Raw genomic sequence first — 25,975 nt, forward strand, 5'->3', positions numbered from 1 at the left:
TATTTCTCTTCTCTTCGGTTTATTTAAGAATTAGAAGCTGCTGCAGCTCCTGAGCTATAGTTTGCAAGAGGTTCTGACCTTCAACATGCAGAAAGAAATGATCTCCAGGAAACATTTTCAGTGTGAAATCTTGATTAGTTTGTTCGCGCCAGGCTGCCAAAGCTTCAGGACTAACTTTGCTATCTTGTTGACCGCCAAAGACAGAGATGGGAACGTTGAGGGGAGACTCATTAGCATAGAAGTAGGTCTCCAAAAGCGCAAAATCAGCTTTTAAAGCGGGGAGATACAGCTCCATCAATTCGGCATCTTGCAAAACTTCATCTGGCGTCCCCTTGAGTTGTTTCAATTTCTCTTTGAACTTAGAGTCAGGCAGTCGATGAATCGGCGGCTCTAAATCTGGAACTTGGGGTGCTTGGCTACCAGAAACAAATAGGCAAACTGGACAGGGCAATTGTCGCCGGCGGAGTTCGCGAACAAGTTCAAAGCTCAAAATTGCCCCCACACTATGACCAAAAAAGGCAAAGGGAATGTCTAGGTGGGGACATAATAGTGGTGTTAAGGTTTCAATTAGAGGCTTCAACCGTTCCAGGGGAGTCTCTCCTAAGCGATTTTCTCTTCCTGGTAACTGAATCGGACAAACTTCGATCTCTGGGGGGAGAGCTTCCGACCAAGAATGGAAAATAGACGCACCCGCACCAGCATAAGGGAAACAGAATAGACGGAAGCAAGTTTGAGAATTTGATTCTAGAGGGTTAACCCAACGATTAGCTTGGGATCTAGAGCCTACAAGAGAATCAGCAGCATTGAGCTGTGGAATTTGTTTGGTCAGAGTTTGACCCTCAAGTAGCAAGAGAACTTGGGTGACAAACTGATCGATACTCAGACCAGCAAAATACTCGATTGGCACGACTATCCCTAAGTTGACCTCAATTCTTCTTCTTAAATCGGCAGCCATCAGGGAGTCAATTCCCAGCGTTGACAAAGGTTGTTCCCAGTTCAGTTTTGGTGTAGGTATTCCCGAAACTTTGGTTAATAATTGACTTAAATATGACACTAACAAACTGCGACGTTCTCTAGGTTCGGCAGTCAAGAGTTGATACAAGTCTTGTTGATAAATCTGTTGTAATGTTTGGCGGTTGACTTGTCTGACCGATAATTCTTCTAACTGAGCAACCGTAGTACCATGCTCATCGAACAGGCGTAAATTGACTGTCTGGAACTGTTGATTTAAACCTTGAGGAAGTATTTGAGCCTTAATCCACAGGGAGCTGCTAGGACTTTGATACACTTGTAGCGATTTTAATCCAACTGGTAAATAAACATCTTCCTGACCTGCTTGAGGTAAGAAGCTACCTAAAATTTGAAAGCAGGTATCCATTAACACTGGATGTAATTGATAGTTGGCGACGTCTGTAACTAAGGTTTCGGGCAACCGAATCTGAGCTACAGCTTGTCCTTTCTGCATCCAAATCTTTTCCACAGCTTGGAAACTAGAACCATATTTTATTTGTCGTTGAAGACAATTTTGGTAGTGGGTTTCACCAGATATCTCCTCGATATATTGTGCTTGCAGAACAGCTAGGTCAACTTCAGCAGATTGGGGAGTTGATGTTTTCAGCCTAATTTTTCCAGAGGCATGAATTGTCCAAGTTGGCTCGGTAGTTTCTGACTCGGATGTAAGGCTAAAAATTTGCCAGGAAAATAATTCAGGTGATTCAGGTAACAAAATCGATTGAAGGGTTTTACTTTCAGCTTCTGATAAAATTAGCTCTTCCTGGAATGTGACTTCCTCAACTGAGAAATTGTCCGCTGGGCAAATAGTCTTTCCAGCAGCTAAAGCCATCTCTAAGTAACCTGATGCGGGGAAAATTACAGTTTGGCAAATGTGATGATCTGATAAATAAGCTGGAGATTCCTGACTAATCTGAGATTCAAACTGAATTTCTTTGAGCGCAGAATGAAGCCTTTGACCAAGGAGGGGGTGAAAATTATTCTGGATGGAAACTTTCTTTCTCGACCATTTAGCTATATTGGAAGCTGCGAAATCAGTCCCCTCAATCCAATATCGCTGTCTTTGCCAAGGATAAGTTGGCAGAGATAGGCGTTGACGGCAATAAGCCCGATCAAAGCCCGACCAGTTTACTGAGAGTCCCCGTAAGTATAAAGTGGTTAAACTCTGGAGCATCTGTTCCCAATCTTCTTGTTCTGGATGCAGACTGGGTAACAAAGCTAAGTTTTTTGTCTCTAGCTTATTTAATAGACAATAACGACCCATGCCCAGGAGGGTCGGTTTTGGTCCGATTTCTAGAAATACTTCATAACCCTGCTCAACCAAGTTATCCATGCTGGCATAGAATCTGACAGGCTGTAGTATATGACTGCACCAATACTCGGAAGTAGCAACTTCAGTAGTAACTTGCTTTCCTGTAACATTGGAAATCAAGCTTAATTGAGGTGGAGAATAAGTTACTTCCTCAGCTACCCGCCTAAAGGCAGACAGCATTGGCTCCATCATGGGAGAGTGGAAAGCATGGGAAACCTGCAACTTTTTCGTCTTGACCTCTTTGATTTCTAAGTCTGAAATCACTGCCTGTACCAAGTTCCGGTGACCAGAAATGACTGTAAGTTCGGGTCCATTAATGGCGGCGATCGCAACATGAGGATGATAGGGCTGGATCATGGCTCGCACCTTGCTCTCCTCAGCAAACACTGCCACCATTTCCCCCTCTTGAGGTAATTCCTGCATTAGACGTGCTCGGGCAGCAATCAGCTTCAAGCCATCCTCTAAACTAAATACCCCTGCTACGCAGGCTGCGACATATTCCCCGACGCTATGACCCATGACGGCAGTAGGTTCGACTCCCCATGACTGCCATAAAGTAGCTAAAGCATATTCAAGAGCAAATAAGGCAGGTTGGGTATAGGCAGTATCGTCTAGAGTGTCAAGTTTTGAGGGTGTAATTTGAAGATTGTCTACTAATGTAAAACTGTTTGAATCGGAGTTAAGTACTTGCGATTTGCCATTACTTTTTTCAGTTTCTCTGGCTTCAGCAGAATGGGGATATAAAACTTCTATTAAGGGGGTATTTAAATATGGTGCGAGAATCTGATTACATCGATCAATTTCAGCGCGGAAAATGGGTTCAGTTTCATAAAGTTGTTGTCCCATGCCTACATACTGGGAACCCTGACCTGTAAATAAAAAGGCTATTTGCTCCCTCTTCTTGCCTTTTATTTGACCGCTCGCTAATCCGACAGCTTTCCTGCCACTGGCAAAAATATCTAACTGTTCGCCTAACTGCTCCCTAGATTCAGACACGATAGCTAAACGATATTCAAAATGCGATCGCCCTGTATTAGCAGTGAAGCAAATATCTGCTAGGGAGTTTTCAGAATGGGACTGAAGATAAGTTTGATACCTACCAGCTAGCGCTTTTAAAGCTAGCTCACTTTTTGCCGACAAGGTAAGAAGATGTAAAGGTCGTTCAGTATTATTAGGTAACGCATTTGGTATAGGTGCTTCTTCGACAATGACATGACAATTAGTACCACCAAACCCAAACGCACTGACCCCAGCCAAACGACTTCCAGAGTAATTCCATGACTGGCGCTCAGTAGGAATAGAAAAAGTGGTTTTTTTCAAAGAAATGTAAGGATTGAGCTGCTGAAAGTGCAAGTTGGGGGGAATTTCCTGATGTTGCAGCGAGAGTACCACCTTAATTAGACCAGCAACCCCAGCAGCAGCTTCTAAATGACCTATATTGGTCTTGACCGAACCTAAATAGCAGGGCTGATCTGGTTCTCGGTATTTCATTAACACTGTTTTGAGAGATTTAACCTCAATGGGATCGCCTAAAGCAGTTCCTGTACCATGAGCTTCAACATAACTAATTTGCGCTGGCTCCACCTCGGCGTTTTTCAAAGCTTGGCGAATTACTGTCTGTTGAGAAGGTCCGTTAGGAGCGGTAATACCATTACTCTGACCATCCTGATTTACTGCTGTGCCTCGAATAATTGCCTGAATCCGATCGCCATCCCTCTGGGCATCTGAGAGACGCTTGAGCACCACTATTCCGCATCCCTCTCCTCGAACATAACCGTCAGCCTTGGCATCAAAAGTCTTGCATCGTCCATCAGCGGCCATCATTCGAGCTTGAGAGAAAATTACGTTTAGCTCTGGCGATAAAACTAAATTGACTCCACCGACCAAGCACAGATTAGACTCTTTACTCCTTAAACTCTGGCAGGCCAAATGAACGCTAACCAGAGAAGAAGAACAAGCAGTCTCGATCGCCAGACTGGGTCCTCGCAGATTCAGTAAGTACGATAGGCGATTGGCGGCAAGGCTGAAAGTAGTACCAGTGCCATCATAGGCACTTAAAAGCGAGAGATCATTAACCCCCTTAAACAGAAAGCGATCGTAGCTAATCGAGGCGATCGACACAAACACCCCTGTCTGGCTGCCAGATAACTTATTTGGAGCTATGCCAGCATTTTCCAGTGCTTCCCACCCTACTTCCATGAATAGCCTCTGCTGAGGATCCATTCGCTCCGCTTCGCGGGGAGAAATGCCAAAAAATCCTGGATCGAATTGCTCTACATCTTCAAGAAAGCCGCCCCAGCGAGTATTCATCTTTCCCGATGTTCCTGGTTCTGGGTCGTATAAAGCATCGACATCCCATCTTTCTGGTGGTACTTCGGTAATGGCATCACCCCCCTCTCGCAAAAGATGCCAGAAGGCTTCAGGATTATTAGCTTGGGGAAAACGACAGCCAATGCCGATAATTGCAATAGGTTCCATTGATAATTGCGCTGAGTTATTTCTAGTTATTCCTATCGGGATTTGGTTTTAGTCCTGACTACAAAATCTGGAAAATCGCTTAAAGGTTCTGATATTGTTTTGAATCGCTTTGTGAATTGAACCACCCGAAGCCATGGCACGCATTTCACGATTAATAGGCCACAAATAGTCAAGATTACCTACAAACCGACGTTGCTCTTCTAAAAGACTTTGGTGATTTTTCGCTGCTAAGTGAAAACTTTCCTGTTCGTGACATAAACACTGCTCCAGCCAATGGAGTGCTTCTCGCTCAGACATACCGAATATAGGAGCTTGGAGCAATCTATATATTAGTTCCATCAAAGAAATATCGTCTTGAAAATAGCGATGAGGAAATGCCCCGGAAAGATGTGCCAGAGTTCCGCTTTGAATAAAATAGACTGCTAGATTAACGACGAACTTCTCATAAGCCGTTGGTGGCGAAAAGTCCTTATACATATCCCGAGAAAGTGTCTGAGATATTGTCGTGTGAAAAGACTCGTCTAAAAAATGATAATGAGATACTGCTGTTGGCTCAGGGATTGATTCTCCTTTTTTCTGCTGCTTCTTGTAATATTTGAAGATCGGATGCTCCATGTTCTTCAGAGTCAGATTGGACATCATCCGTAAGACATAGTACTCGCAAGCCAAGAACGGAGAACCTCCCCCCCAGTTAAAAAGAAAGAAACGTTGTAGAGAGGATGGTACATTTCGCCCCATCACACCAGTCGTCCGCTTTTGACCAATGAATCCTTCCTTTGCTTCGACTTCCTGTAAGTGCCGAGAATAAAATTGCTTTTTACTTTTATTCATCGTCTGGCTCAATTTACGCAGGGCATAATATTGAAAAGTTGCCCAAGAATTTTGCCCCAAAGTCAATTGGTAGGAGTGCCATTTGAGCATCGCTTTTAGTGTATCCCTCCCCATCAGAGTCTTGGCAGTAGTTAAACCGATCTTCCGAAAGGTATGAATGTGGGCATATTCCTGCTGAGTCTCTAACTCTAGTTCTTGGGCAATGGTTTCGTAACCACCAAGGGAGGCAAAAATGCTTGCCGTAGACTGATTATTAATTAGAGTTTCGGTTTCGGTATCAGCAACATAATTGTAGTTGGCAAACCAATGCAGGTGATTGAGAGCCATTCTTTGAGTAGAAGAAGCAGCATCGTAGAGTGGAGTGCCATAAAGCAGTGATTGCTCTGGCACGCTCCAATAGCGATCGCTATTAGAATGATAGTCAAAGTTTTTCGCCAGCTCCTCCATTTTTTCGGTATAGTCAGAACTGGTGTTACTGCGATAAGTGGTTTCAATAAGTTTGAAATGTTTCTTGCCTGTCTGTTTATGGTTTTCTAATGCGGAGGTAATATCTACCATGATGTTCTCCTTGTGATTTTTCCCATCTCCTAAGGATGATTACATTCCAATTCCTCAGCTAAGTGAGTAACCAAAGCTTCAATTGTCGGATAATCGTAAAGTAGAGTAGGGTCAATATCCTGTCCGAGCCAAATTTCCAGGTCCCCTGTCAGGTCGATTGCTGCCGAAGAATCCAGACCATAGCGATCAAAGGGAGTAACATCATCAATTTGACTAGAATCCACTTGCAAAAGTCGAGCTAAATAGGAGATTATCCAGGCTTGAATCTCCGATTTAGTTGGCAGCTTCTGTAATGATGTTTTCCCTTTCGACTCAACTTGAAAACTCTTAATTTCCATTCTTTAGACGTCAAATATAGTTCAATGTAATTTTTATTAAGTACTAGTAATCCGAGACTCAGACATCATCAATCTGAGCAATCAATCCGATGCTCCAAAATAGTCGGAAGTTTCAAAGTTTTTGCAGTTTCTGTAAAACCGACTCCACTTCAGTCTGGAGATGCAAAAATTTTACTTTCCCCTGAGGGTTTATACTCCAATCCTCAACAACATTCAAACTGCCACTGAGAAATCCAGCCCGACAAGCATGACGTTGAATCTTGCCACTTGAAGTTTTAGGAATGCTTCCGGTTTTTACCAAAACTATCGCATAGACTTGTAAGCCATGTTCTGCTGTCACCGCCTGACGGATACTCTCTACTACTGCATTCACCTTCAGCTTACGTAGGTAGCTTCGCTCGATCTCCTGTACTATTACTAATCGCGCTGCACTATTGACATCTACTGTAAAAGCTGCTCCACAACTAGGTCGCAGTGCTGGATGACTATTCTGTACAGTCAGTTCGATATCTTGAGGATAATGGTTTTGTCCTCGAACGATAATCACATCTTTGATTCGTCCGGTAACAAATAACTCCCCATCCTGCAAAAATCCTAAGTCTCCTGTGCGCAGAAACGGTCCCTCACCCGTATTTGCTATGTATGCATTAAAAGTCTGTTCAGTTTCAGCTGGGCGATTCCAATAACCCTTAGCTACATTTGAACCTGATACCCAAATCTCTCCTATGTTTCCTGTTGGACAGAGAGTTAAAGTTTCAGGATTGACAATCGAGATTTTTTGGTTCAACCATGTCTGACCGCAACCCACAATTGTCTGAACCTGTTCATCATTCTCATTAGTAGCTGTAACTACCCGATTTTTCTCTAAAGCAGACTTTTCCACTTTCTGTATGACAGGCAATGCTGTTTTTACTCCTCCAGAGATAAATAAAGCTGTTTCTGCCATACCATAACAAGGATAAAATGCCTCCCGACGAAAGCCACAAGGTTCAAAAGTAGCACTAAATTGCTCCAAAGTATGGGCATGAACAGTTTCAGCTCCGTTAAAAGCAATCTCCCAGCTACTGAGATCGAGGCTTTCAATCTGTTCGGGAGTAATTTTGCGAACGCACAGATCGTAAGCAAAGTTAGGACCTCCACTAGTAGTTGCTCGATAGCGAGAAATCGCCTGTAGCCAACGAAAAGGTCTCTGAAGAAAATCTACTGGGGACATTAAAAAGGAGGGAATTCCCAAGTACATTGGTTGTAGAACATTCCCAATTAATCCCATGTCGTGGAATAAGGGCAACCAACCAACAAAGATTGTTTTCTCGGTATGCTGGTAAGCGACCTTGACCATTTCCTCGTTATATAGCAAATTACCATGACTCAACATCACTCCTTTTGGCTTACCTGTAGAGCCAGAGGTATATTGAAGAAAAGCAAGAGTATCAATGTCTACTTTAGGTTGTTGCCAAATGCTTGCGTAGTCACTGTCTAGATCGTCGGTAGTTAGCCAGCTTATTGCTGCTAATTCTGGGCTAAGGCTCAAGCGCTCTTCCATCTTATCCATTAGGGACTTAGTAGTCAGAGCAAAATTAGCTTGAGAATCTTCCATAATTGACAGTAACCGCGATAAGTTTTGATTGCGTCGCGGTGGGTAAGCGGGAACAGCTACTACCCCAGCATATAAACAACCAAAAAAGGCAGCAATAAATTCTAGACCTGGCGGATAAAGCAACAAGGCTCGTTTACTAGTAGCTTCCATCGACTGGAGAGATGCTGCGATCGCTCTTGCCTGTCGATCTAGTGCAAAATAAGTTAGCCTATTTACTTCTTCACCATGCTGGAGAAAAGTATAAGTTGTATAGTCAGGCTGATTTTGCGCTCTATAGCTTAGTAACTCTACTAAAGTCGAAAATTTGTGCTTGGTTTTGAGTGTGTTTCCAAGACAGTCAGTCATTAACCTTCTCCTGAATCAATTTCTCAATTCTTTTCTACTACTAATCTTCACAAATGATTTAGGATTGCTATATGTTAAAAACCTTCACTATCTAAAGCTTTTAACGATTACGAGCACCATGTTTGCGAGAAATGTGGTTACTCCGAAAACCAATTTATTCGCTAATACACTAATTTTTATACAGGTCAAATTCTTAGTCTCAACACAATAAATTTCGAACGAAAATGTCCTTAGAACCTGTATATTTTCAAGCTAAAAAAAATTCTATGCAATCTATTTTTACAACTATTTCTAGAGTTGCAAAATCAAATTAAAATGTACAACCAACATGAATTACTTCTGCTTGTTTAAGAAAACTGCAGTTGCAATATTAGCCCAAGACATCTGGGGAAACTATGAAGTTGTTTATTGCATTCAAATAATCAACTTGATTAAAGTCAATTATCATTATTGATTTGACTTTACAAGCCCAACTAATTAAGTGTTTATCTCTAAGCACAAATTAATTGGCAACAATTAATTTCAGAAACAAGTACAAAATAGCTTGTTCGCCAGATAGTAATGCAATCAACTCTTATTAACAAATGCCATTTACAAAAGAGCTTTAATTTTGCTATGGAGATAACTCTCTCTGTTTAGTATTATATGCTTGCATTGTAATTGCAGCTAAAACTACTAATCCAAATTCCTAAACTTGCGATGATAATCAAAAATGTTTCGATCAGACACTCGCCTAGGAATCGGCGAAGCGAAGATATAGTAGTTTAGATGTGGAATTAGAAAGCTTTTGTAATGTGTCATAATGGGATACGTCTCTGGATAAGAATGGTTTATTCAGAAGTCATGATCTAGGCTTGGTGTTGGGAGCACTAAGTCTAGATTGAAAAAGTCTTTCTTAGCTCGGCTTAAAGAGATAACAGTTTAAGGTTCCTTTCTTTAGCAGATTATTAACTAAGGCTAGTATGTCTGGTTTAATAAAAAAGCGGAGATGCAAGTCAACCATATGCTTGATGCTATAACGTTACAACGATACAAAAGATAAATTTGACTGACTGGCTTTTTTGATTTTTGCTCTTGAACAATCGCTCCTTAATCTAATCTTCAGCTACTTACTCAGTAAGTTTTTTACTAATCTTGGGAATAAGTTTTGAAAGCCATATTTGACAAGCGTGTAACAACGCGCCATAGCTAACTAACTAACTACTAGACTGTATTTTCTACTTAATAATATTGTTTGTTATCTAGCTCTTACGATGAAGATAGCATAAAGAATTCAAAAAATAAAGTAATTTTGATAACAATTCCAAGTTTCTTTGAATATATACTTCTTTGCAAGGATTATTCGACAGTTAAATTACCCCAGAATTACTTTAATTGATATTAATATTAATTTGACTGCTACAAGGTTCAACGAGGCTTTTAGGTCAGTATATGATTCTCAAGTTAATAGAAACCAAGACTGAATATTAATTTATTTAAAGGTTTTTTGTGCTGCGTCCTCCCCTAAAACCCTCTTATTAGCTCAATCGGATTTAAGTTTGGTTGAGTATCTTGATACAGAAACTTCTTAAGGAAAGTTTTTTTTGGAGGAGGTAACTTACGTTTCTCAGATTAGTGATTTCAATGTTTACTATAAAGACAAAATGGCGAAACCTTAAGAACATCATGGTAGACCTATTTACATTTACTTGACATACTCAACTGCAATACAAAATATCTCAAAAGTATTGCGTCAAGAAAAATTAATATTTCTTAACAAGGAATTTTGCACATTTATGAAAATGTTTTATACTCCCAGGTAAGGAATGAATTCGAAGGGTTAAAAAAGGCAGATATATAATTGTTTGATCGTTTTAACTTTTAGCAAGGTTTCTTAATCTAGACTTGATTTTTACTCGTTCTTCGAAAAATCTGAAAGTAAGTCTTTAGTAAGTCAATATCAAATTTGTAGAGATATTTCTTCCAACATTGCTGTCAGTAATCAATCTATTATGTTAATAGCCATATGGCTATAGACGGGGTGCTCTAATAACTATGGAATTGACGTAATAGTTAACTGATTAGAGATTAGAAAAGTTTAAAGTATTTTTCGTAGATATATTTAGCTCTTCAAATTGCTGATTATTTATTTGACTGCTCAAGACCTCAAATAAATTGTGGGCGTTGGTAAGTGCGTAATGCTTTTGATGCAACTGTCCACGAAAAAATCAATGTTTCAATAATTTGATTTCTTGACTAGCATTTTCTATTCACCAATGCCAAATTGTGAAATATTCAATTTAAAATGTTTTATCCGAAAGCTTTTCCACATAAACGTTTCCAAAAGATCGTAATTTATAACTTGAACTACGAAATGTCCGTTTGAGAATTTTCAAACACGATTACATACACGACAGTACAGAAAAGTAACATCATCAGAGACTTTAATCTACTGAACTTAAAGGATTAGTTGACAATACAGTTCCAGACATTATTACAGAAGCACCAGGTAGAGACATATTCTCCTTTTGCTCTACAGAACCATCTAACATATTTTTGGGAACGTAAAATTAACGATATCTTGAGCGGTTTTTGCTCTGGTGCTACTCCTTACTTAATTTAATCCAGGAGATAGCAAAAATGAACAATGAATCACCAAACATTCTGCTAATTATTGCCGATGACTTAAGTCCTTCTTCTCTAGAATCGGTAAATACTCCCAATATTGATGAGTTAGCTGACAATGGGATTGTGTTTGAAAATGCATGGGCTACTCCTCAATGTTCTCCAACGCGAGCCACTATCGCAACTGGGCGTTATGGGTTCCGCACAGGAGTGGGCAATGTTATTACTGGTAATGATCCCGGGCTTTTAGAAAACGAAGTTACTATTGCCGAAGCTTTGGATGCCAATCCCGAACTAGGTTACTCTGAGGCAGTTATCGGCAAATGGCATTTAGGTTCTGATAGTAGCAATGCTAATAGTCAAGGTTATGATTATTATGCTGGTAATGAATCAGGGGGTTTGCGAGATTACTATTCATGGACGAAAGCAATAGATAGCGATTTATTATCAGCTCCTATTGAGATAAATGTTAGTGAATATGTTACTAAAGTAAATGTAGATGATGCCACAGAATGGTTGAACGGCGATAAACGGGCACATACTCCTAATTTAGACGATCCTTGGTTTTTACAGCTAGCTGTTAATGCTCCTCACACACCCTATCATAAACCCCCTGAGGAATTGCTTGTCGACCAAGAATATATAGATTTGCCTAATACTCCCGAAGATATTGAGGCTAATCCAGAACCTTATTATGAAGCAGCAATTCAAGCTCTAGATACTGAAATTGGTCGCTTACTTGGAGATCTTGAAAATAAGGGAGAATTAGAGGACACTCTAGTCATGTTTATTGGCGATAATGGCTCTCCAACTGAAGTTGCTGACGATCCAGACCGAGCCAAATCGACTTTATACGAAGGGGGGATTGAGATCCCCATGATTATTTCTGGACATGGAGTTATTCAGGGTGATGGCACAGAAGATAGTTTAGTCAACACCACAGATTTATTTGCCACTGTTTTAGAACTGGCAGGAGCTGATTATGACGTACCTTCAGACTCTGTTAGCTTGGTACCATATTTAACAAACCAATCTCATCCCAACGAACGAGAGTGGGCTTATAGCGAATTCTTTGATGAGTCAAACGATAACACCTTTGGTGGTAGTCGTTCTAATTACGGTCAGACAATTCGCAATCAAGAATATAAGCTAATTCGTTTTGATGAAGATGGTCGAGAGGAATTTTACACTTTAGATTCATCCGGAGAAAGATTTGACGAACAAAGTGAAAGTGAGTTACTGCAAGGGAATGTTGACAATCTGACCCCGATCCAAAGAGAGAACTATGAATTTTTGGTTGAGCAACTCGATGCCTTGAATAACTCTGAAACTGCAGATGATACTTCGACCAACGTATCAAGTGAACTTGCAGTAGGTAGTTCTATTTCCGCTACAGATATTAATTTCGACAGCACCTTTAATAATCACGAAAATGAAGGTATCGATTTTGCGGATAATAATCAAATAGATTTAAGAACAAGTAGTGATAGCGACAATGCTAACGATGGTTTATTACTTGGAAGTGACAACATCGTAGAAATTAAAGACACAACTTTTAACAATCAACTTGAAAGCGGGATCGACATAATAGGCAATAATAGCCAAGCATTGATAGAAAATAACTTTTTCAGTGGTAAGCAATTTAGTGGAATTGACATTACTCAACCAGAACCTAGTATAACCAGTATTGACGGCAATACTGTTAACGCAAGAAATACTCAGATTATTAAAAATGTAGCATCAGATTATAAAAGCGTTGTTGGTGGTGGGATATTTAGTAATACTGACAGCATCTCAATAGTAGAAGATAGGCGCATTGCTAATAATATAGCCCAGGTGAATGGTGGTGGGATCTATAATGCTGGTCAAACTACAGTAACTAGAAGTTCAATCATTGGTAATGAGGCTGTGATTGGAAATGGAGGAGGTGTTTTTAATCTTGAGGGTTCTTCTTTTACTAACAACAATTCCTCTATTTTGGACAATACCCCTGATGAGATATTTATCTAATAATTAAATATTTAATATAAATATTTAATAGCTAGACGATCGCCACAGCCTTTAAGTCAAATATTTTTTCAATTACATCAGCCACCACTTTATCAGGAGTAGAAGCCCCAGAGGTCACACCGACGTTAATAGCTCCCTTTGGAAGCCAGTTTTCGGCAATAGTAATTTCCTGATTTAAGGGTTTATGTTCTAGGCGATCGCGACTTAAAATTCGCTCAACACTGTCAATATGATAGGAGGGAATATTATTCTCGACCGCAATTTCTTGTAAATGGGTTGTATTGGAAGAATTAAAACCACCAATGACGATCATTAAAGACAAATCTTCTTTAACCAAGTCGAACATAGCATCCTGTCTTTCTTGAGTCGCATCGCAGATGGTATTGAAGCTCATAAAATGGTTGTTTAGCTCAGTTGGACCATACTTTTTGAGCATTGTTTGCTCCAGTAACTTACCGATGTGCTCGGTTTCACTCTTGAGCATTGTAGTTTGATTAGCAATACCTACTCTCTCTAAATCTCGGTCGGGATCGAATCCCTCAGAGTAGGCGTTTTGGAACTTGGTGAGAAATTCTTGGCGATCGCCGCCATGAAGAATATAGTTGGTGACATATTCTGCCTGTTCCAAATTGAGCACCACTAAATAGCGATCGGCAAAAGAACTAGTGGCAACAGTTTCTTCGTGGGCATATTTTCCGTGAATAATGGAAGTGTAGTCACGTTTTTTATGCTTTTCAACGGAGTTCCAGACTTTAGATACCCAAGGACAGGTAGTATCGACGATTTTACAGCCTTTATCATTGAGTAGTTGCATTTCATTGATACTGGCACCAAAAGCTGGCAAGATCACCACATCACCCTGACCAACAACTGAAAAGTCTTTGTCGCCATCGACAACCTGGATAAAACCAACATTCATTTCCCGTAAACGCTGATTTACCGAGGGGTTATGGATAATTTCATTGGTAATCCAAATTTTTTCACTGGGGAAATGTTGACGAGTTTCATAAGCCATGGCTACAGCTCTTTCCACGCCCCAACAAAAGCCAAAGGACTCTGCTAATAGGATAGTGACATCTCCCCGTTGTAAACGATAATTGCGATCGCGAATAGTTTGAATTAAATCACTTTGATACTCCGTGTTCATTGCTCCTGAAACTTCAGCATCATGCCCAAATCCTCGACGATGATAGTTTTCAGACTGCTGCAAAGTACGTTTAAAAGCTTTGGTATCCATTTTTTTATCAGTCATATCCATTGTCAAAGAAAAGTGATTGTAACCATTAGAGTGCAAGCCTCGGAGAAAAATGATGAGAACGCACTAAATACCTAATTCACATATTACAGTAGTTTTTAATCGGTAAAGATTAGGCTTCGGTAAACCTTAAGCAAAAAGCTATCAGCTATCAGCTATCAGCCATCAGCGAAATTTATTTATAGGGATTACGAAAAGTACTATTTCTGAAAATTGTCTCCCAGATAATATTGCTTAACTAAAGGATTGTTATATAATTCTTCGGCTGTACCAGAAGCCAAAATTTGACCATCTCGCATTACATAAGCTCGATCAGTAATCGCTAAAGTTTCGCGAAAATTGTGGTCGGTAATCAAAATACCCATTTGGCGATCGCGCAATTGAGCAATAATTGCTTGGATTTCCGCCACCGCAATTGGATCGACACCAGCAAATGGTTCATCTAACAATAGATACTTAGGACCATCTAACCCTGCGGCTAAAGCTCTAGCCAACTCAGTGCGTCTTCTCTCTCCCCCTGAAACTAGAGAACCTAAAGTATCTGCGACTTGTTCGAGGCGAAACTCCCGCAATAACTGTTGTAGGCGTATCGGTCGAGCAGGACGGGGAATTCCTGTTTGTTCTAATACCAGTAAAATATTCTCTTGAACACTGAGATTGCGAAAAATGCTAGCTTGTTGGGTTAAATAACCCATTCCCAAACGAGCCCTTTTATGAAGAGCTAAGGTGGTAATGTCGCGCTCGTTTAACTTAACTCGTCCCTGATTAGGCTTAATCAAACCGGTAGCAATATAAAATGTGGTGGTTTTACCAGCACCATTGGGACCAAGTAAGCCAACAATTTCTCCTGGCAAAACCTGAAGATTTACACGATGGACTACAGCCCTTTTACTATAGAATTTGTGAATGTTTTCTAAAACTAGAGCCACAATTTAGATAGTAGATAATTAACTATTGAGGATTGGTAATAATATAAGTAGACTCTACTTGGCGATCGCTTTGGGGAGTAGCAATAAAACGCCCCTCATCCACGAGATAAGTCATAGTTTCAGCGCGCATACTATTGCCCTGCTGAATCACATAAACATTACCTGTGAGAATTAGGCGACGCTCACGGCTAAAATATTGAGCTTGTGCAGCAGTAGCCTGAATTTGTCGGGCGGGATAATTAATTTTGACGTTCCCCCTGGCGGTGATGACTCCCGTCTCAGAATTAGATTCTTGAATGTCGGATTGGAGAGTAATTGATCCTGATTGATCAGGAGATTGTGCCAGTAAAGCCGGAGGAAAACCTAAACCAGCGATCGCTCCAACTAGACTAGCCGCCATTAACCCCAGCGATCGAGCACGTAATAATAAAACAGAGGACATAGATAGGGAAATTAACTGAGCTTGAGTAATGGTAATTAATTTTTGATATTAACAATTTCTCAGACGCTTCTAATTACAGAGAAGTTGCATTTTAGAAACAATGCTCAGTGATATTTTTCTACCTTCACACTTTAGCTATATATGGGAGTCTACAATTAACTACTAACTGGCTAGCAGAATTATCATCTTCTACTGATAACTCAACTTGTCCTTCGGATTGCTGTTGTTGTAGCTGAGCAAAAAAACTTTTTGTTTGTTCTGGCTGAAGTTGCTGTAATGCCTGAAGCAACCGACTAGATTGCTCTAATAATAGTTCTACATTAATCCCTTCATAGGATGGTTGATAATCACATAAGCGTCTGATAGCTTCCCCCAAGAGAATAATAGCCCCCCGCAGATTATCATTGCTTAAGTGATAGCAGCCCACAGCAACCTGGAGAATTCCTTGATAAAATCTTTTATCTGCTTCTGGAGCTTCCACCCAAATAGCTTCTAAAGTATCGTGACAAGCGTAAAACTGCTGCTGATTGAATTCAGCAATTCCTTGTTGAAATTCTGGCGGTGCGACCATAATACTACTGCATTCCCTGACAGAATTGATTAATCTGTTCTGTGGAAATCTGTTGTGTATCCCCTGCAAAGGCATTGTCAGGGGTCAGAAATAACATGCAATGGCATTTTTTTTCTTCTCGCATAGGTACGCAAGGGCAATTCCAGTAAGCTTTTTTTACTTCCGCCTGTTTATCTTCGTAATGGCGGCAAGGACACAAAGGACAACCCAATTCTTGTTTATGTTTAGCTAATCCTTTGATAACGGCTGCAGTTACTGACAAGTCACTACAAAAATAAGTATCAGTACGTTTGGCATACTGTTCAGCAAATTTTTTCATCGACTCTAAAATTTTATCTGGACTTTTACCTTGAGATACTGATTCTGTCGTGGTCATAACATTAAATAATTGAACTAATTTAGGATTAACAAATTTTTACTTATTTTTGTTGTTTGTATTGTAAGCCAAATTAACTGCTGCCAAATTCTCTCACATCATGCAATGCTAGTCAAAACGATAAACTGAGATATTATCTGAAAATTTATGGCACCACAAATCAGATATTTTTCTGTGTCGAATAGATCAAAAATTAGTTATAAAGGATGAGTTATGTTAAATGTCTTAGTTATCTTGATAAATTTAGTTGCAGATTACACTAAGATTTCTGTGAATAGTATCTAACAATTATGCTGCTGTTTTACCAATAACGGTTGTTGGTAGCACCATCGAGTTAAAGTAGTGTTGCTCATAGATAATTAAGTGTTACTCAATTATTAACTAAATATTATTTCTTTTTAGAAGCTAGCTCTTAACCCAAGATTTGAATAAGTTACTAATAATCTCATGATGAACTCATCTAGGAATGGTAGTGGAGATAAACCGGCGGGCAATAGTCAAACAAGCTTAGCCGATGTTAATGACGCTAATTCTCCGACCAATAAAATTCGTGTCTTGATTGTAGACGATCAAAAAATGATTAGGGAAGGATTAAAAGCCCTAATTAAAACAGAAAATGATATTGAAATAATCGGTATTGCCGAAAATGGGAAACACGCAATCAAACAAGCAGAAGTTCTTCGGCCTGACATTATCCTCATGGATATGGAAATGCCAGGTATGGATGGGATGGAGGCGACCAAGATTATTTGCCAAAAGTTTCCTAGTGTTAAGGTTTTAGTCCTCAGCACATTTGATACTCAAGAATATGTTGCTCGTTCTCTTAGCTCTGGAGCAATGGGCTACTTGCTAAAAGGCACTCCAGCTAAAGAACTTACTGATGCCATTAGATCGATTCATCGTGGTTATGCTCAAATTGGACCGGGAGTTTATCGTAATTTAACTTTACCTCAACAGCCAGAAGCTGAAAAGCTGCCGATAACATCTCCTCTAGCAACTCGTAAATCAGAAGTAGAGACGCTTCCTGAGCGTTCTTATCCTAAGGGAGAGTTAGTGACTACCGACTCTAATAAAGATGGCTCTGCTCTTGCTAAACGTAACGCTGCTAGCCTTAATCCTCGTAAATTTGAGCAGTCAGTAATGCTTCGTCGCTCTCCTAAATGGTCTCGATTGACCATGGGAGGAATCATGGGGGTAACTATTTTTGCAATTGGTTGGTCGATAGTAGCCAAGATTGAGCAGGTAATTCCGGCCCAAGGACTCATACAGCCAACTGGAAAGCTCCAAGAAATTCAAGTTCCTACAAATGGGGTAGTTCAAGAGGTAAAGGTTGAAGAAGGACAGCGAGTAGAAAAAGGCGATGTATTGCTGGTTTTAGACTCTACAACTTCTCAAGCACAGGTTGATTCCCTCAGCCAAGTTCGTAAGTCTTTAACCCAAGAAAATAAATTTTATCGGGCATTAATGGCAGGGAAGATTAATTCCAATAACATTGATGAGACGATCACTGCTTTAGAAATTCCCCGTGAAATTGCTTATCTCACCCGTAACCGAGCAGAACTTAAGGACGAAAACGAAATGTTTAATGCTCTTTTGGGAAGCTCAGGGGGCAATTTAAACCCAGAACAACAGTCTCGATTGGAAGCATCTCAAGCTGATTTAAGAGAAAGAACTGCATCAGCCAGACTAGAAGTGGAACAACTAGAAAAACAATTAGAGCAAAATAAAATTCAACTTGAGGATAATCGAGCGCAGCTAGCTACCTCCAAACAAAACCTAGCAGAAATCAAACAACGGAATCAAGAAGCAATGCAACAGGCAAAAGACAGCCTGGAAATTGAACAGGAAACTCTCAAGGCAATTTTACCCGTGTACGAAGAGGGAGGAATTGCCAAGGTTCAAGTAGATCAGCAAAGACAAAGAATTAACGATCGCAATGCCTCTATGGTTGATTTGATGAAAGAGGGCAACCTAGAGCGCGATCGCCAGCAACAAGAGGTGACATCTCTGCAAGCAGAAATTCAACGCCTATTACAGGAAGAACAAAGATTAACCCTAGATATTTCACAAGCCAGAGAACAGTTAAGCAACACGACAACCTTATCTAGAAAGGAGATTCTCGATCAAATTGCTGACAACCGCAAGCGACTATCAGAAATTGACAGTCAACTCAACAAAACTATTGTCGAAAATGATAAACGGATTGCCGAAACCAATAGTCAAATTAGCAGTGCTGAACAAAACCTTAAATATCAGACTATAGTTGCTCCCGTTACAGGAGATATCTTTGACTTGAGAGCCTATCCTGGTTATGTTCCGCCTTCGGGTCAAGCAGCCCGTCATGTGCTTCAAATAGTACCGACAGAAGACTTGATTGCTGAAGTGTTCATCACCCCTCAAGATATTGGTTTTGTAGAGAAGGGAATGACAACCGATGTCCGAGTTAGTACCTTTAACTACAGTGAGCATGGTGATATCAAAGGAAAAGTCGACTTTATCAGTAAAAGTGCTTTAGAACCAGAGCCTCCTTATGATTTTTTCCGTTATGTTGCCAAAGTTAAGTTAGAAAAAGACTATTTTAATATTAGAGGTCAAAAGAAATTCATTCAGCCAGGAATGGAAGTTCAAGCTAATATCAGAATTAACGAAAATCGAACTGTATTTAATTTATTAAGTGAGAAGTTCTTAGGTGGTCTCGATAAGTTTAAAGAATTAGAGTAGATAGTTTTCTAGATAAAATTATGAATCGATACTAAAAATTCCCAGACGTTCAAATCGAACGTCTTTTTTTATATTCACGCTGAGAGGGATTATTGTTTTTTGGGGTTTTTCAAGAAAACATTAACTTTCGCATCACAAAAGCTAGCAAGCTAACTACACAAATTACAGCTAATTGTCCTGGTAGAGGGTGAACCGAATAAATAGCTATTCCTTGAAACAAAGAATTAATTTCTGTTCCAAAACTAGTTGTGTAATATACGATACTGAGGTAAACAATACCAATCAAATGAATGGTAATTAAACCCACAAGACAACTAGCTATTAAAGCCGAGAATCGTACTAAACTTTGAAAAGCGAGCCAACCGCAGAGCCAAGAACCGCAGATAAAGCCCAAAAGATAACCAAAATTTGGTTGTTGTAGATAGCTTAAACCACCTCCACGATCAAAAATTGGCAGTCCAGCTAAACCCAATAGTATGTAAGCAATTTGGGATATTAAGGCGGCATTTCTGCCTCCTAAACAAGCAGTCAATAATACCGCTCCAATTTGATAACTTACTCCTAAAGTCTGAACTTGAAATCCAGTTTCCCACCAAGACCAGGGTGAAATGATCGTATAAGCTTGGACAAAGGTTCCACCAATAGTAAGTATCAAGCCCATAGCAGCCCAAAGCAATACTTCGGGTAGAGGTGGTACGTAAGCTCGATTTGGTTTGTCTAATTTTAAGTCAAGCTGGTGTCTTAACCACTTGTTCTCAGTTTGTAAATTCTCTAAATTTTGCTGCTTCTGTAGGAGGAGTTGCTGAAGCCTTTCAATAATTGCTTTGACTGTACGGGGGGTAACTCCCCATTCATAATCCGTAATGTCTGAATTGGGCTTCGGTAATTCTTTGAGGTTAGACATGGACAGATGCTGTTGAGGGCAACTCCTAGTTTAGCTTCGATTAGCTATATTGCTTAAAATTGATAGTTAACCTAAATAGTGATTTCGCGATGATTAAAAAATAATAATTTTGATAGTTTTGAGTATTAGTCAAATTTCCTTAAGATAATTGTTTTATGCTTAATGAGAATTTAATGCGTTCAGATTAAACGGCTTTTAGTTCTTAGCTTTTAGCTTTTAGCCTCTTTGGTAAATGTATTTGTGGCGAACATTATCGCACGCTCTCACAAATTTAGCTATTATTACTCATAAACTTCAATTTTCTAGATATATTTAGATAATATTTGCTGATTATATGTTGGGTGCTAGATTCAATATTTTTGTATATCTGATCAATAATTATTTTCAATATAGTTTTGGTCAGAATTATAGATATTGATTAGCGTGGTAAGTTAACTGCTGGATTTACAGGATAACCGTTTACTGCTCAGTTCGATGTCGAACTATATGCAGATTGAGTTGTTCGAGTAGAAGTTGCGCCATTATTAGCTACTGCCGAATTTTGATTAATCATAGTGCTAGAAGAAACACTACCTTGCTGTTGAGCAATAGGTGCAGGAACTCTTGTGGGTGCGACTTGTTGTGGATAACGTGTGGGAACTCTTGTGGGTACTACTTGTTGAGGATAACGCATAGGAACTTGTGCAGGGACTACTTGTTGTGGGTAACGTGCAGGGACAGTACCATGACCTGAAGGTAAACAATTAGAAATACAGAGGTTAAAGTTATTGCCGTTAGCGTTGTTTGTACCAACGTTGAATTCTGGTCCCCGAGGTTGGGAAGGAGTAGGAACAGGTACAGGAACTCGTTGCTGAATAACTTGAGGTTGAGGTTTTTTACTTTTAACAAAAGCATTAAATGCTCCAGCAGCTATGTCTAATAGTTGCGCTGATGCTGGTTGTGGTTGAGCTACGGTAGCTAGAGTTGCGGTTAAAGCGATTAATAATCCTTGGTTGAATTTACGGTTGATTTTTGTCATTTTTCTGTCCTCACTGATCTTGATTAACTTAATTCGTTTGGTTATTTATCTAATATGTTCCAAAGATTTAACTTATGCAGGGGAATAACAAAATACTTTTAAAACTAGGATTTCAGAATTAATCAAATGAACTTTTGACACTCCAATGGCTAAAAGCCTGTTGGCTTTCTTTCTCTCGTCTTTAACTGTAATAATTGAGAATCAGGATTATTTCTCCTGTATTACTTAGAAAACATTTTATAATAGTTGACTTGTGCTAGGGAAAACAAAAGATGAGTCTTAAAGAAAGAATTGGAGAAGACATCAAACTGGCAATGAAAGCCAAAGACAAAATTCGTTTACAAACAGTACGCAGTATCAAAAAAGTAATCTTAGAAAAAGAAGTAGAGGTACGTCCCCAAGGTCAGGATAGTCTCACTGAAGAGCAAGAAATCGAATTACTATCCCAACAAGCAAAACAACGTCGTGATTCTATTGAGCAGTTTCAGAATGCAGGAAGAGACGATTTAGCTGAGAAAGAAGCTCAAGAACTAGCCATTATCGAAACCTATCTGCCAGAACAAGTAAGCGATCGCGAATTGGAAGCCATCATTGATGAAATTATTGTTAATTCTGGTGCAGAGTCAGTCAAGGACATAGGTAAAGTAATGGGTCCCGCGATAAAGCAGCTCAAAGGGAAAGCTGATGGTAAAAAAATTCAAGCATTGGTTAGAAGTAAACTTGCTTAATGCTTAATAAAAAAGGGCTTGAAGATTCAAACCCTTTTATAGATAAATTTTCAAGCTTTTGGTTTGAGATAAACTAGAGCTTGTCGCCAAATAATCGTGGGATGGTTGTAATGATCCATTAAACAAAGAGAGTCAGCATCCTGCCAAATAATTTTACCGACGACCAGATCGTCGGTAACTAGTTTTAGTTCTACTTCCTGCTTATCTTTGATGTAAGTTTGGACTTGTCTTACACCAGGTAAAGCAGTATCAAATTCAGTCATATTCTCAGTTCTTGTTGATAAAGGAAAATCTAAGATGGTAATCGAGTTTAGCAAATATCAAGGATTAGGCAATGATTTTATTTTGATTGATAATCGTCAATCTGCCGACCCCATAATCACTCCTGAACAAGCTATTAAAATGTGCGATCGCCATTTCGGCATTGGTGCGGATGGTGTAATTTTCGCTTTGCCAGGAACAGAAAGCGCAGAATACACCATGAGAATTTATAATTCTGACGGTTCAGAACCAGAGATGTGTGGCAATGGGATACGCTGTCTTGCTAAGTTTATCGCCGATCTTGAGGGAAACTCAGAAGTTAATAAATCTTACAGAATTGATACGTTAGCGGGGATCATTATTCCCAAGCTAGAAAGTAACGGTGAAGTGACTGTAGATATGGGCAAACCGCAATTAGCAGCAGCAGAAATTCCGACTACCCTTAATTCCAGTAACGGCAAAGTTGTTGCCCAACCCTTAACAGTTGACAATCGCTCTTGGTCAGTTACCGCAGTCAGTATGGGCAATCCTCACTGTATTACTTTCGTCGAAGATAGCTCGGCGATCGCTCTCGAAAAAATTGGACCTTTGTTTGAACATCATTCGGCGTTTCCTCAACGTACCAATACCGAGTTTATTCAAGTAGTTAAATCAAACTATATCAAGATGCGTGTCTGGGAAAGGGGTGCAGGTATTACACTTGCCTGTGGGACCGGGGCTTGCGCTTCAGTAGTAGCGGGGGTCTTAAATGAGAAATGCGATCGCTTGTGCACAGTAGAATTACCTGGAGGATGCTTACAGATTAACTGGTCTGAAGACGATAACAGGGTTTATATGACTGGACCCGCCACTGAAGTATTTAAAGGTAAGTATTGAAGATTATGTATCGAAATTGCTTGCCCTCGAATGGGGGTAAACCGATAAATCTTATCTAAAATTTATCTTTTTGCTGAAATGAGAAGTTTTTTGGGCAAGAATTTAAAAATCAATATAAAAAATCCCACTGCTTATTTATTAAGAGTGGGATATTAAGAAGAAGGATACCACAAAACACACGAAACTTATAATTTAGACAATAGAAAAAAAAAGCTAAAACTACTTTTTATTAGCCAGCATTTTAATAGCTTTGTCAAAAACTTTTATCAAGTAATTTTACTTAAATTACTTTGTTTATTGACTACTATTATAAACATGTTTAGTAGAAAATATCTACTGCTAGTTCGCTCTTCATCAAATCATTAAAAAAGTAACGTAAATCTGTGGCAGACTAATTAATCCAAGAATAATTGGAATTTTTTTTCAAATCAGAGTTGACTAGTAAACAATGAAAAAAATAGTTAATATTGCATAAAGCCGTTCCTGTTATACCTTCTAAAGTATGATTTTCAATAACTTTCAAAGATATAGGACGAAGTTCAAAAACGCCAAAGTTCGATAGTTGTAATATTATTTAACCGTAATTTATCTAGTTGATATAATTGTCTTAACTTTATAAAGATACTTTACATTTAAAATTCTAAATTAGAGTTCAAAAATAATTGATAAGTAGGTAGGCATAATAATTTATAAAACCCAGGTAATTAATCTTTTCCCTATCACCCATCCCCTAACCCCTAACCCCGGTCAAAATCGTTTTACATTTAATTTTACACACCTACTTATTATGCTGTGTTGCTTGGTGTTTAAGCTAATTAATGAAGCATTAGTTAATTCTCCCGTTAAAATTAGATACATCAACTATAAATAGTTGAATAGTCATACTGTGCCGTAATAAATTTTTGTTCACTAACAGGTTGTAACAGTTAATCAGATTCATGAAAATCAGTAAATTGATGTTGATGGTCCTGATAATCTTGATGCTGATCGCTATTAATTATTTACCCATGACTTTTGCTACAGAAAAACCGTTGATTGATCGCCAGAACTACTCATTACTAAGCGATCCTTTCCTGCAATTACCGACAAAAAATACTGTAAATATCGTTTGGTTTACTGAGTTCCAAGGCGATCGCCATCTAATCAAATACGGCGCAGAACTAGAAAAACAAGTAACCGCCACTACTACTAAGTTAAGCCAAGTTAGAGAAGATGAAGATTCCCAATTAGACAGTCCTCCCGCTCAATCTATTTCCAGAGATATTTGGCGGCACGAAGCTACAGTGGGAGGTCTAATCCCTAATCAACGTCTGCCCTATCAGGTCGTAAGCATTGAGGATCGGCAAACAATCCCTAGCAATGTATTTACCCTTGCTAGTAACCCAACGACCGAAACATCACTCAAAATTTTACTGACATCCGATCATCAGTTGAAGCCGATGACTACTGCTAATTTAGCCAAAGTTGTCGAAACTGTTGGTCAAGTCGATGCGGTGTTCTTTCCAGGAGATTTAGTTGATATTCCAGACCGCGCCTCGGAATGGTTTGATGACCGTCGTGGTGGGGCTTTTTTTCCTAGTTTGCAGGGTCGAGCTAATTATGAATTAGAAAGTAATGGGCTGAAAACCATCTATAAAGGAGGAGAAATAATTCAACATGCCCCTCTATTTACTGCGGTGGGTAATCATGAGGTTATGGGTCGATCTTCCCCTGAAATCAAGCTCAAACAAGCGTATAGCAACTCTATTCCCCGTAAGGTTGGCGCAAAACTGTATCAGCAGAAGGCATCACAAATCAACCCCACTGAAGATCCTCAAGTAAAAGTTAACTGGATCAAAAATAATTCTTTTAGTACTGATACTTATGAAGAGATTTTTAGCCTACCTCAAAGCGCAACTGGCGGCAAGCTCTATTATGCGACGACTTTTGGTGATATTAGATTAATTTCTTTATATGTGACTAATATTTGGCGCAGTCCTAGTCTAGAAGCTGACGATCAAGGTCGATATAAAGAAAGTACTGAAAATCTAGAAAATCCTGAAGCTTGGGGTTATGGACAACATATTTTTGAACCAATTGCCCAAGGAAGTCCTCAATATAAATGGTTAACACAAGAACTACAGAGTGAAGCTTATCAACAGGCAAAGTATAAAATAGTGATGCTACATCATCCTCCCCATACTCTAGGAGGTAATATTGTTCCGCCCTTTACAGAGCCACGAGCGAAACTAGATTACACCGAAGATGGAAAAGTGCAATCACGATATTATGACTATCCTATTGAAGAAGACTATATTATTCGCGATTTAATTCCATTACTAGAATCAGCAGGAGTGCAACTAGTTTATTATGGTCACTCCCATTTATGGAATCGTTTTCAAAGTACTTCAGGAATGCACTTTTTAGAATCCTCCAATGTTGGTAATAGTTATGGAGCTCATTTAGGAGACAATAAACGCCCAATCCCTTTCTATAGTCCGCAAAATTATGCTGCTACTGGTAATCCCAATGGCTTAGAACCAATTGTGCCTAATATTGCTCCTCTAATCGATGAGTCTGGACAATCATTACCTTATATAGCAAGTAACGACATCACCGTCTTTAGTATTTTTGATACCCAAACAGGAACAGTTAGTAGCTATCGTTATGATACTCGTCAACCAAATTCAGAAGTTGTTAAATTTGATGAGTTTAAATTAACCAAATAACCTGAATAACCTGAATAACCTGAATAACCTGAATAATTAGTCTCCTGGTTAATTCTTCCTCATCAGGCGTTAATTTTGTGGTCGATTGGAAAAATTGTAGTT

The 25,975-nt window shown here is 39.3% G+C and carries 17 protein-coding genes; 5 read left to right on the top strand and 12 right to left on the bottom strand.

The features are described 5' to 3' along the window. Window positions 1–19: 19 nt before the first annotated feature. The 4 genes from PLEUR7319_RS34435 to PLEUR7319_RS0106050 all read right to left on the bottom strand — a co-directional run bounded on the left by PLEUR7319_RS34435 (window position 20) and on the right by PLEUR7319_RS0106050 (window position 8,470). Window positions 20–4,801: a type I polyketide synthase gene (locus PLEUR7319_RS34435; RefSeq protein WP_019504305.1), complete on the bottom strand. Its 4,782-nt coding sequence runs from the start codon at window positions 4,799–4,801 to the stop codon at window positions 20–22. Between the two features lie 48 nt (window positions 4,802–4,849). Beyond that, a complete protein-coding gene (locus tag PLEUR7319_RS0106040; RefSeq protein ID WP_019504306.1) occupies window positions 4,850–6,190 on the bottom strand; it encodes a hypothetical protein in 1,341 nt (446 codons plus the stop codon). A 29-nt stretch (window positions 6,191–6,219) separates the two neighbouring features. Then, window positions 6,220–6,528: an acyl carrier protein gene (locus PLEUR7319_RS0106045; protein ID WP_019504307.1), complete on the bottom strand. Its 309-nt coding sequence runs from the start codon at window positions 6,526–6,528 to the stop codon at window positions 6,220–6,222. A 112-nt stretch (window positions 6,529–6,640) separates the two neighbouring features. Further along, on the bottom strand, window positions 6,641–8,470 hold the full coding sequence (locus PLEUR7319_RS0106050; protein WP_019504308.1) for a fatty acyl-AMP ligase: 1,830 nt from the start codon (window positions 8,468–8,470) through the stop codon (window positions 6,641–6,643). Window positions 8,471–11,089: 2,619 nt separating this feature from the next. Between PLEUR7319_RS0106050 and PLEUR7319_RS37855 the strand changes: the two genes are divergently transcribed. Next, complete coding sequence (locus tag PLEUR7319_RS37855) at window positions 11,090–13,084, top strand: sulfatase-like hydrolase/transferase (RefSeq protein WP_019504310.1); 1,995 nt, start codon at window positions 11,090–11,092, stop codon at window positions 13,082–13,084. Window positions 13,085–13,115: 31 nt separating this feature from the next. Here PLEUR7319_RS37855 and PLEUR7319_RS0106060 read toward each other — a convergent pair whose 3' ends face one another. From PLEUR7319_RS0106060 to PLEUR7319_RS0106080, 5 genes are all read right to left on the bottom strand, one after another. Further along, complete coding sequence (locus PLEUR7319_RS0106060; protein WP_026102341.1) at window positions 13,116–14,321, bottom strand: 4-hydroxy-3-methylbut-2-enyl diphosphate reductase; 1,206 nt, start codon at window positions 14,319–14,321, stop codon at window positions 13,116–13,118. 218 nt (window positions 14,322–14,539) lie between these two features. Next, a complete protein-coding gene (gene lptB / locus PLEUR7319_RS0106065) occupies window positions 14,540–15,268 on the bottom strand; it encodes an LPS export ABC transporter ATP-binding protein (RefSeq protein ID WP_019504312.1) in 729 nt (242 codons plus the stop codon). A 22-nt stretch (window positions 15,269–15,290) separates the two neighbouring features. Then, window positions 15,291–15,710, bottom strand: coding sequence for an LptA/OstA family protein (locus PLEUR7319_RS0106070; protein ID WP_019504313.1), 420 nt, complete (start codon window positions 15,708–15,710; stop codon window positions 15,291–15,293). Window positions 15,711–15,834: 124 nt separating this feature from the next. After that, window positions 15,835–16,281: a DUF309 domain-containing protein gene (locus tag PLEUR7319_RS0106075; RefSeq protein ID WP_019504314.1), complete on the bottom strand. Its 447-nt coding sequence runs from the start codon at window positions 16,279–16,281 to the stop codon at window positions 15,835–15,837. A gap of 4 nt (window positions 16,282–16,285) precedes the next feature. Beyond that, on the bottom strand, window positions 16,286–16,657 hold the full coding sequence (locus PLEUR7319_RS0106080) for a ferredoxin-thioredoxin reductase catalytic domain-containing protein (RefSeq protein WP_019504315.1): 372 nt from the start codon (window positions 16,655–16,657) through the stop codon (window positions 16,286–16,288). Between the two features lie 447 nt (window positions 16,658–17,104). On the opposite strand from PLEUR7319_RS0106080, the gene PLEUR7319_RS34445 reads away from it, so the two are divergent. Beyond that, window positions 17,105–19,378: a response regulator gene (locus PLEUR7319_RS34445; RefSeq protein ID WP_237743528.1), complete on the top strand. Its 2,274-nt coding sequence runs from the start codon at window positions 17,105–17,107 to the stop codon at window positions 19,376–19,378. 109 nt (window positions 19,379–19,487) lie between these two features. Here PLEUR7319_RS34445 and PLEUR7319_RS0106090 read toward each other — a convergent pair whose 3' ends face one another. Next, on the bottom strand, window positions 19,488–20,282 hold the full coding sequence (locus tag PLEUR7319_RS0106090; protein ID WP_019504317.1) for a biotin transporter BioY: 795 nt from the start codon (window positions 20,280–20,282) through the stop codon (window positions 19,488–19,490). 466 nt (window positions 20,283–20,748) lie between these two features. After that, window positions 20,749–21,300: a hypothetical protein gene (locus PLEUR7319_RS0106095; protein ID WP_019504318.1), complete on the bottom strand. Its 552-nt coding sequence runs from the start codon at window positions 21,298–21,300 to the stop codon at window positions 20,749–20,751. A gap of 272 nt (window positions 21,301–21,572) precedes the next feature. Here PLEUR7319_RS0106095 and PLEUR7319_RS0106100 point away from each other — a divergent pair, with 272 nt between their 5' ends. After that, the gene (locus PLEUR7319_RS0106100) at window positions 21,573–22,028 is read left to right on the top strand and encodes a GatB/YqeY domain-containing protein (protein WP_019504319.1); all 456 of its coding nucleotides are present in this window, start codon (window positions 21,573–21,575) and stop codon (window positions 22,026–22,028) included. Window positions 22,029–22,078: 50 nt separating this feature from the next. Here the strand turns inward: PLEUR7319_RS0106100 and PLEUR7319_RS0106105 are convergent, their stop codons facing one another. After that, entirely contained in the window at window positions 22,079–22,291 is a 213-nt protein-coding gene (locus PLEUR7319_RS0106105) for a hypothetical protein (protein WP_019504320.1), read from the bottom strand. A 34-nt stretch (window positions 22,292–22,325) separates the two neighbouring features. On the opposite strand from PLEUR7319_RS0106105, the gene dapF reads away from it, so the two are divergent. After that, a complete protein-coding gene (gene dapF / locus PLEUR7319_RS0106110) occupies window positions 22,326–23,165 on the top strand; it encodes a diaminopimelate epimerase (protein WP_019504321.1) in 840 nt (279 codons plus the stop codon). A 938-nt stretch (window positions 23,166–24,103) separates the two neighbouring features. Next, window positions 24,104–25,873 carry a metallophosphoesterase gene (locus PLEUR7319_RS0106115; RefSeq protein ID WP_019504322.1) on the top strand — a complete coding sequence of 590 codons (1,770 nt, stop codon included), beginning with the start codon at window positions 24,104–24,106 and terminating at the stop codon, window positions 25,871–25,873. Window positions 25,874–25,975: the final 102 nt, after the last annotated feature.

Origin of the sequence: Pleurocapsa sp. PCC 7319, assembly GCF_000332195.1 — a bacterium.
In the GTDB taxonomy this organism is placed as follows: domain Bacteria; phylum Cyanobacteriota; class Cyanobacteriia; order Cyanobacteriales; family Xenococcaceae; genus Waterburya.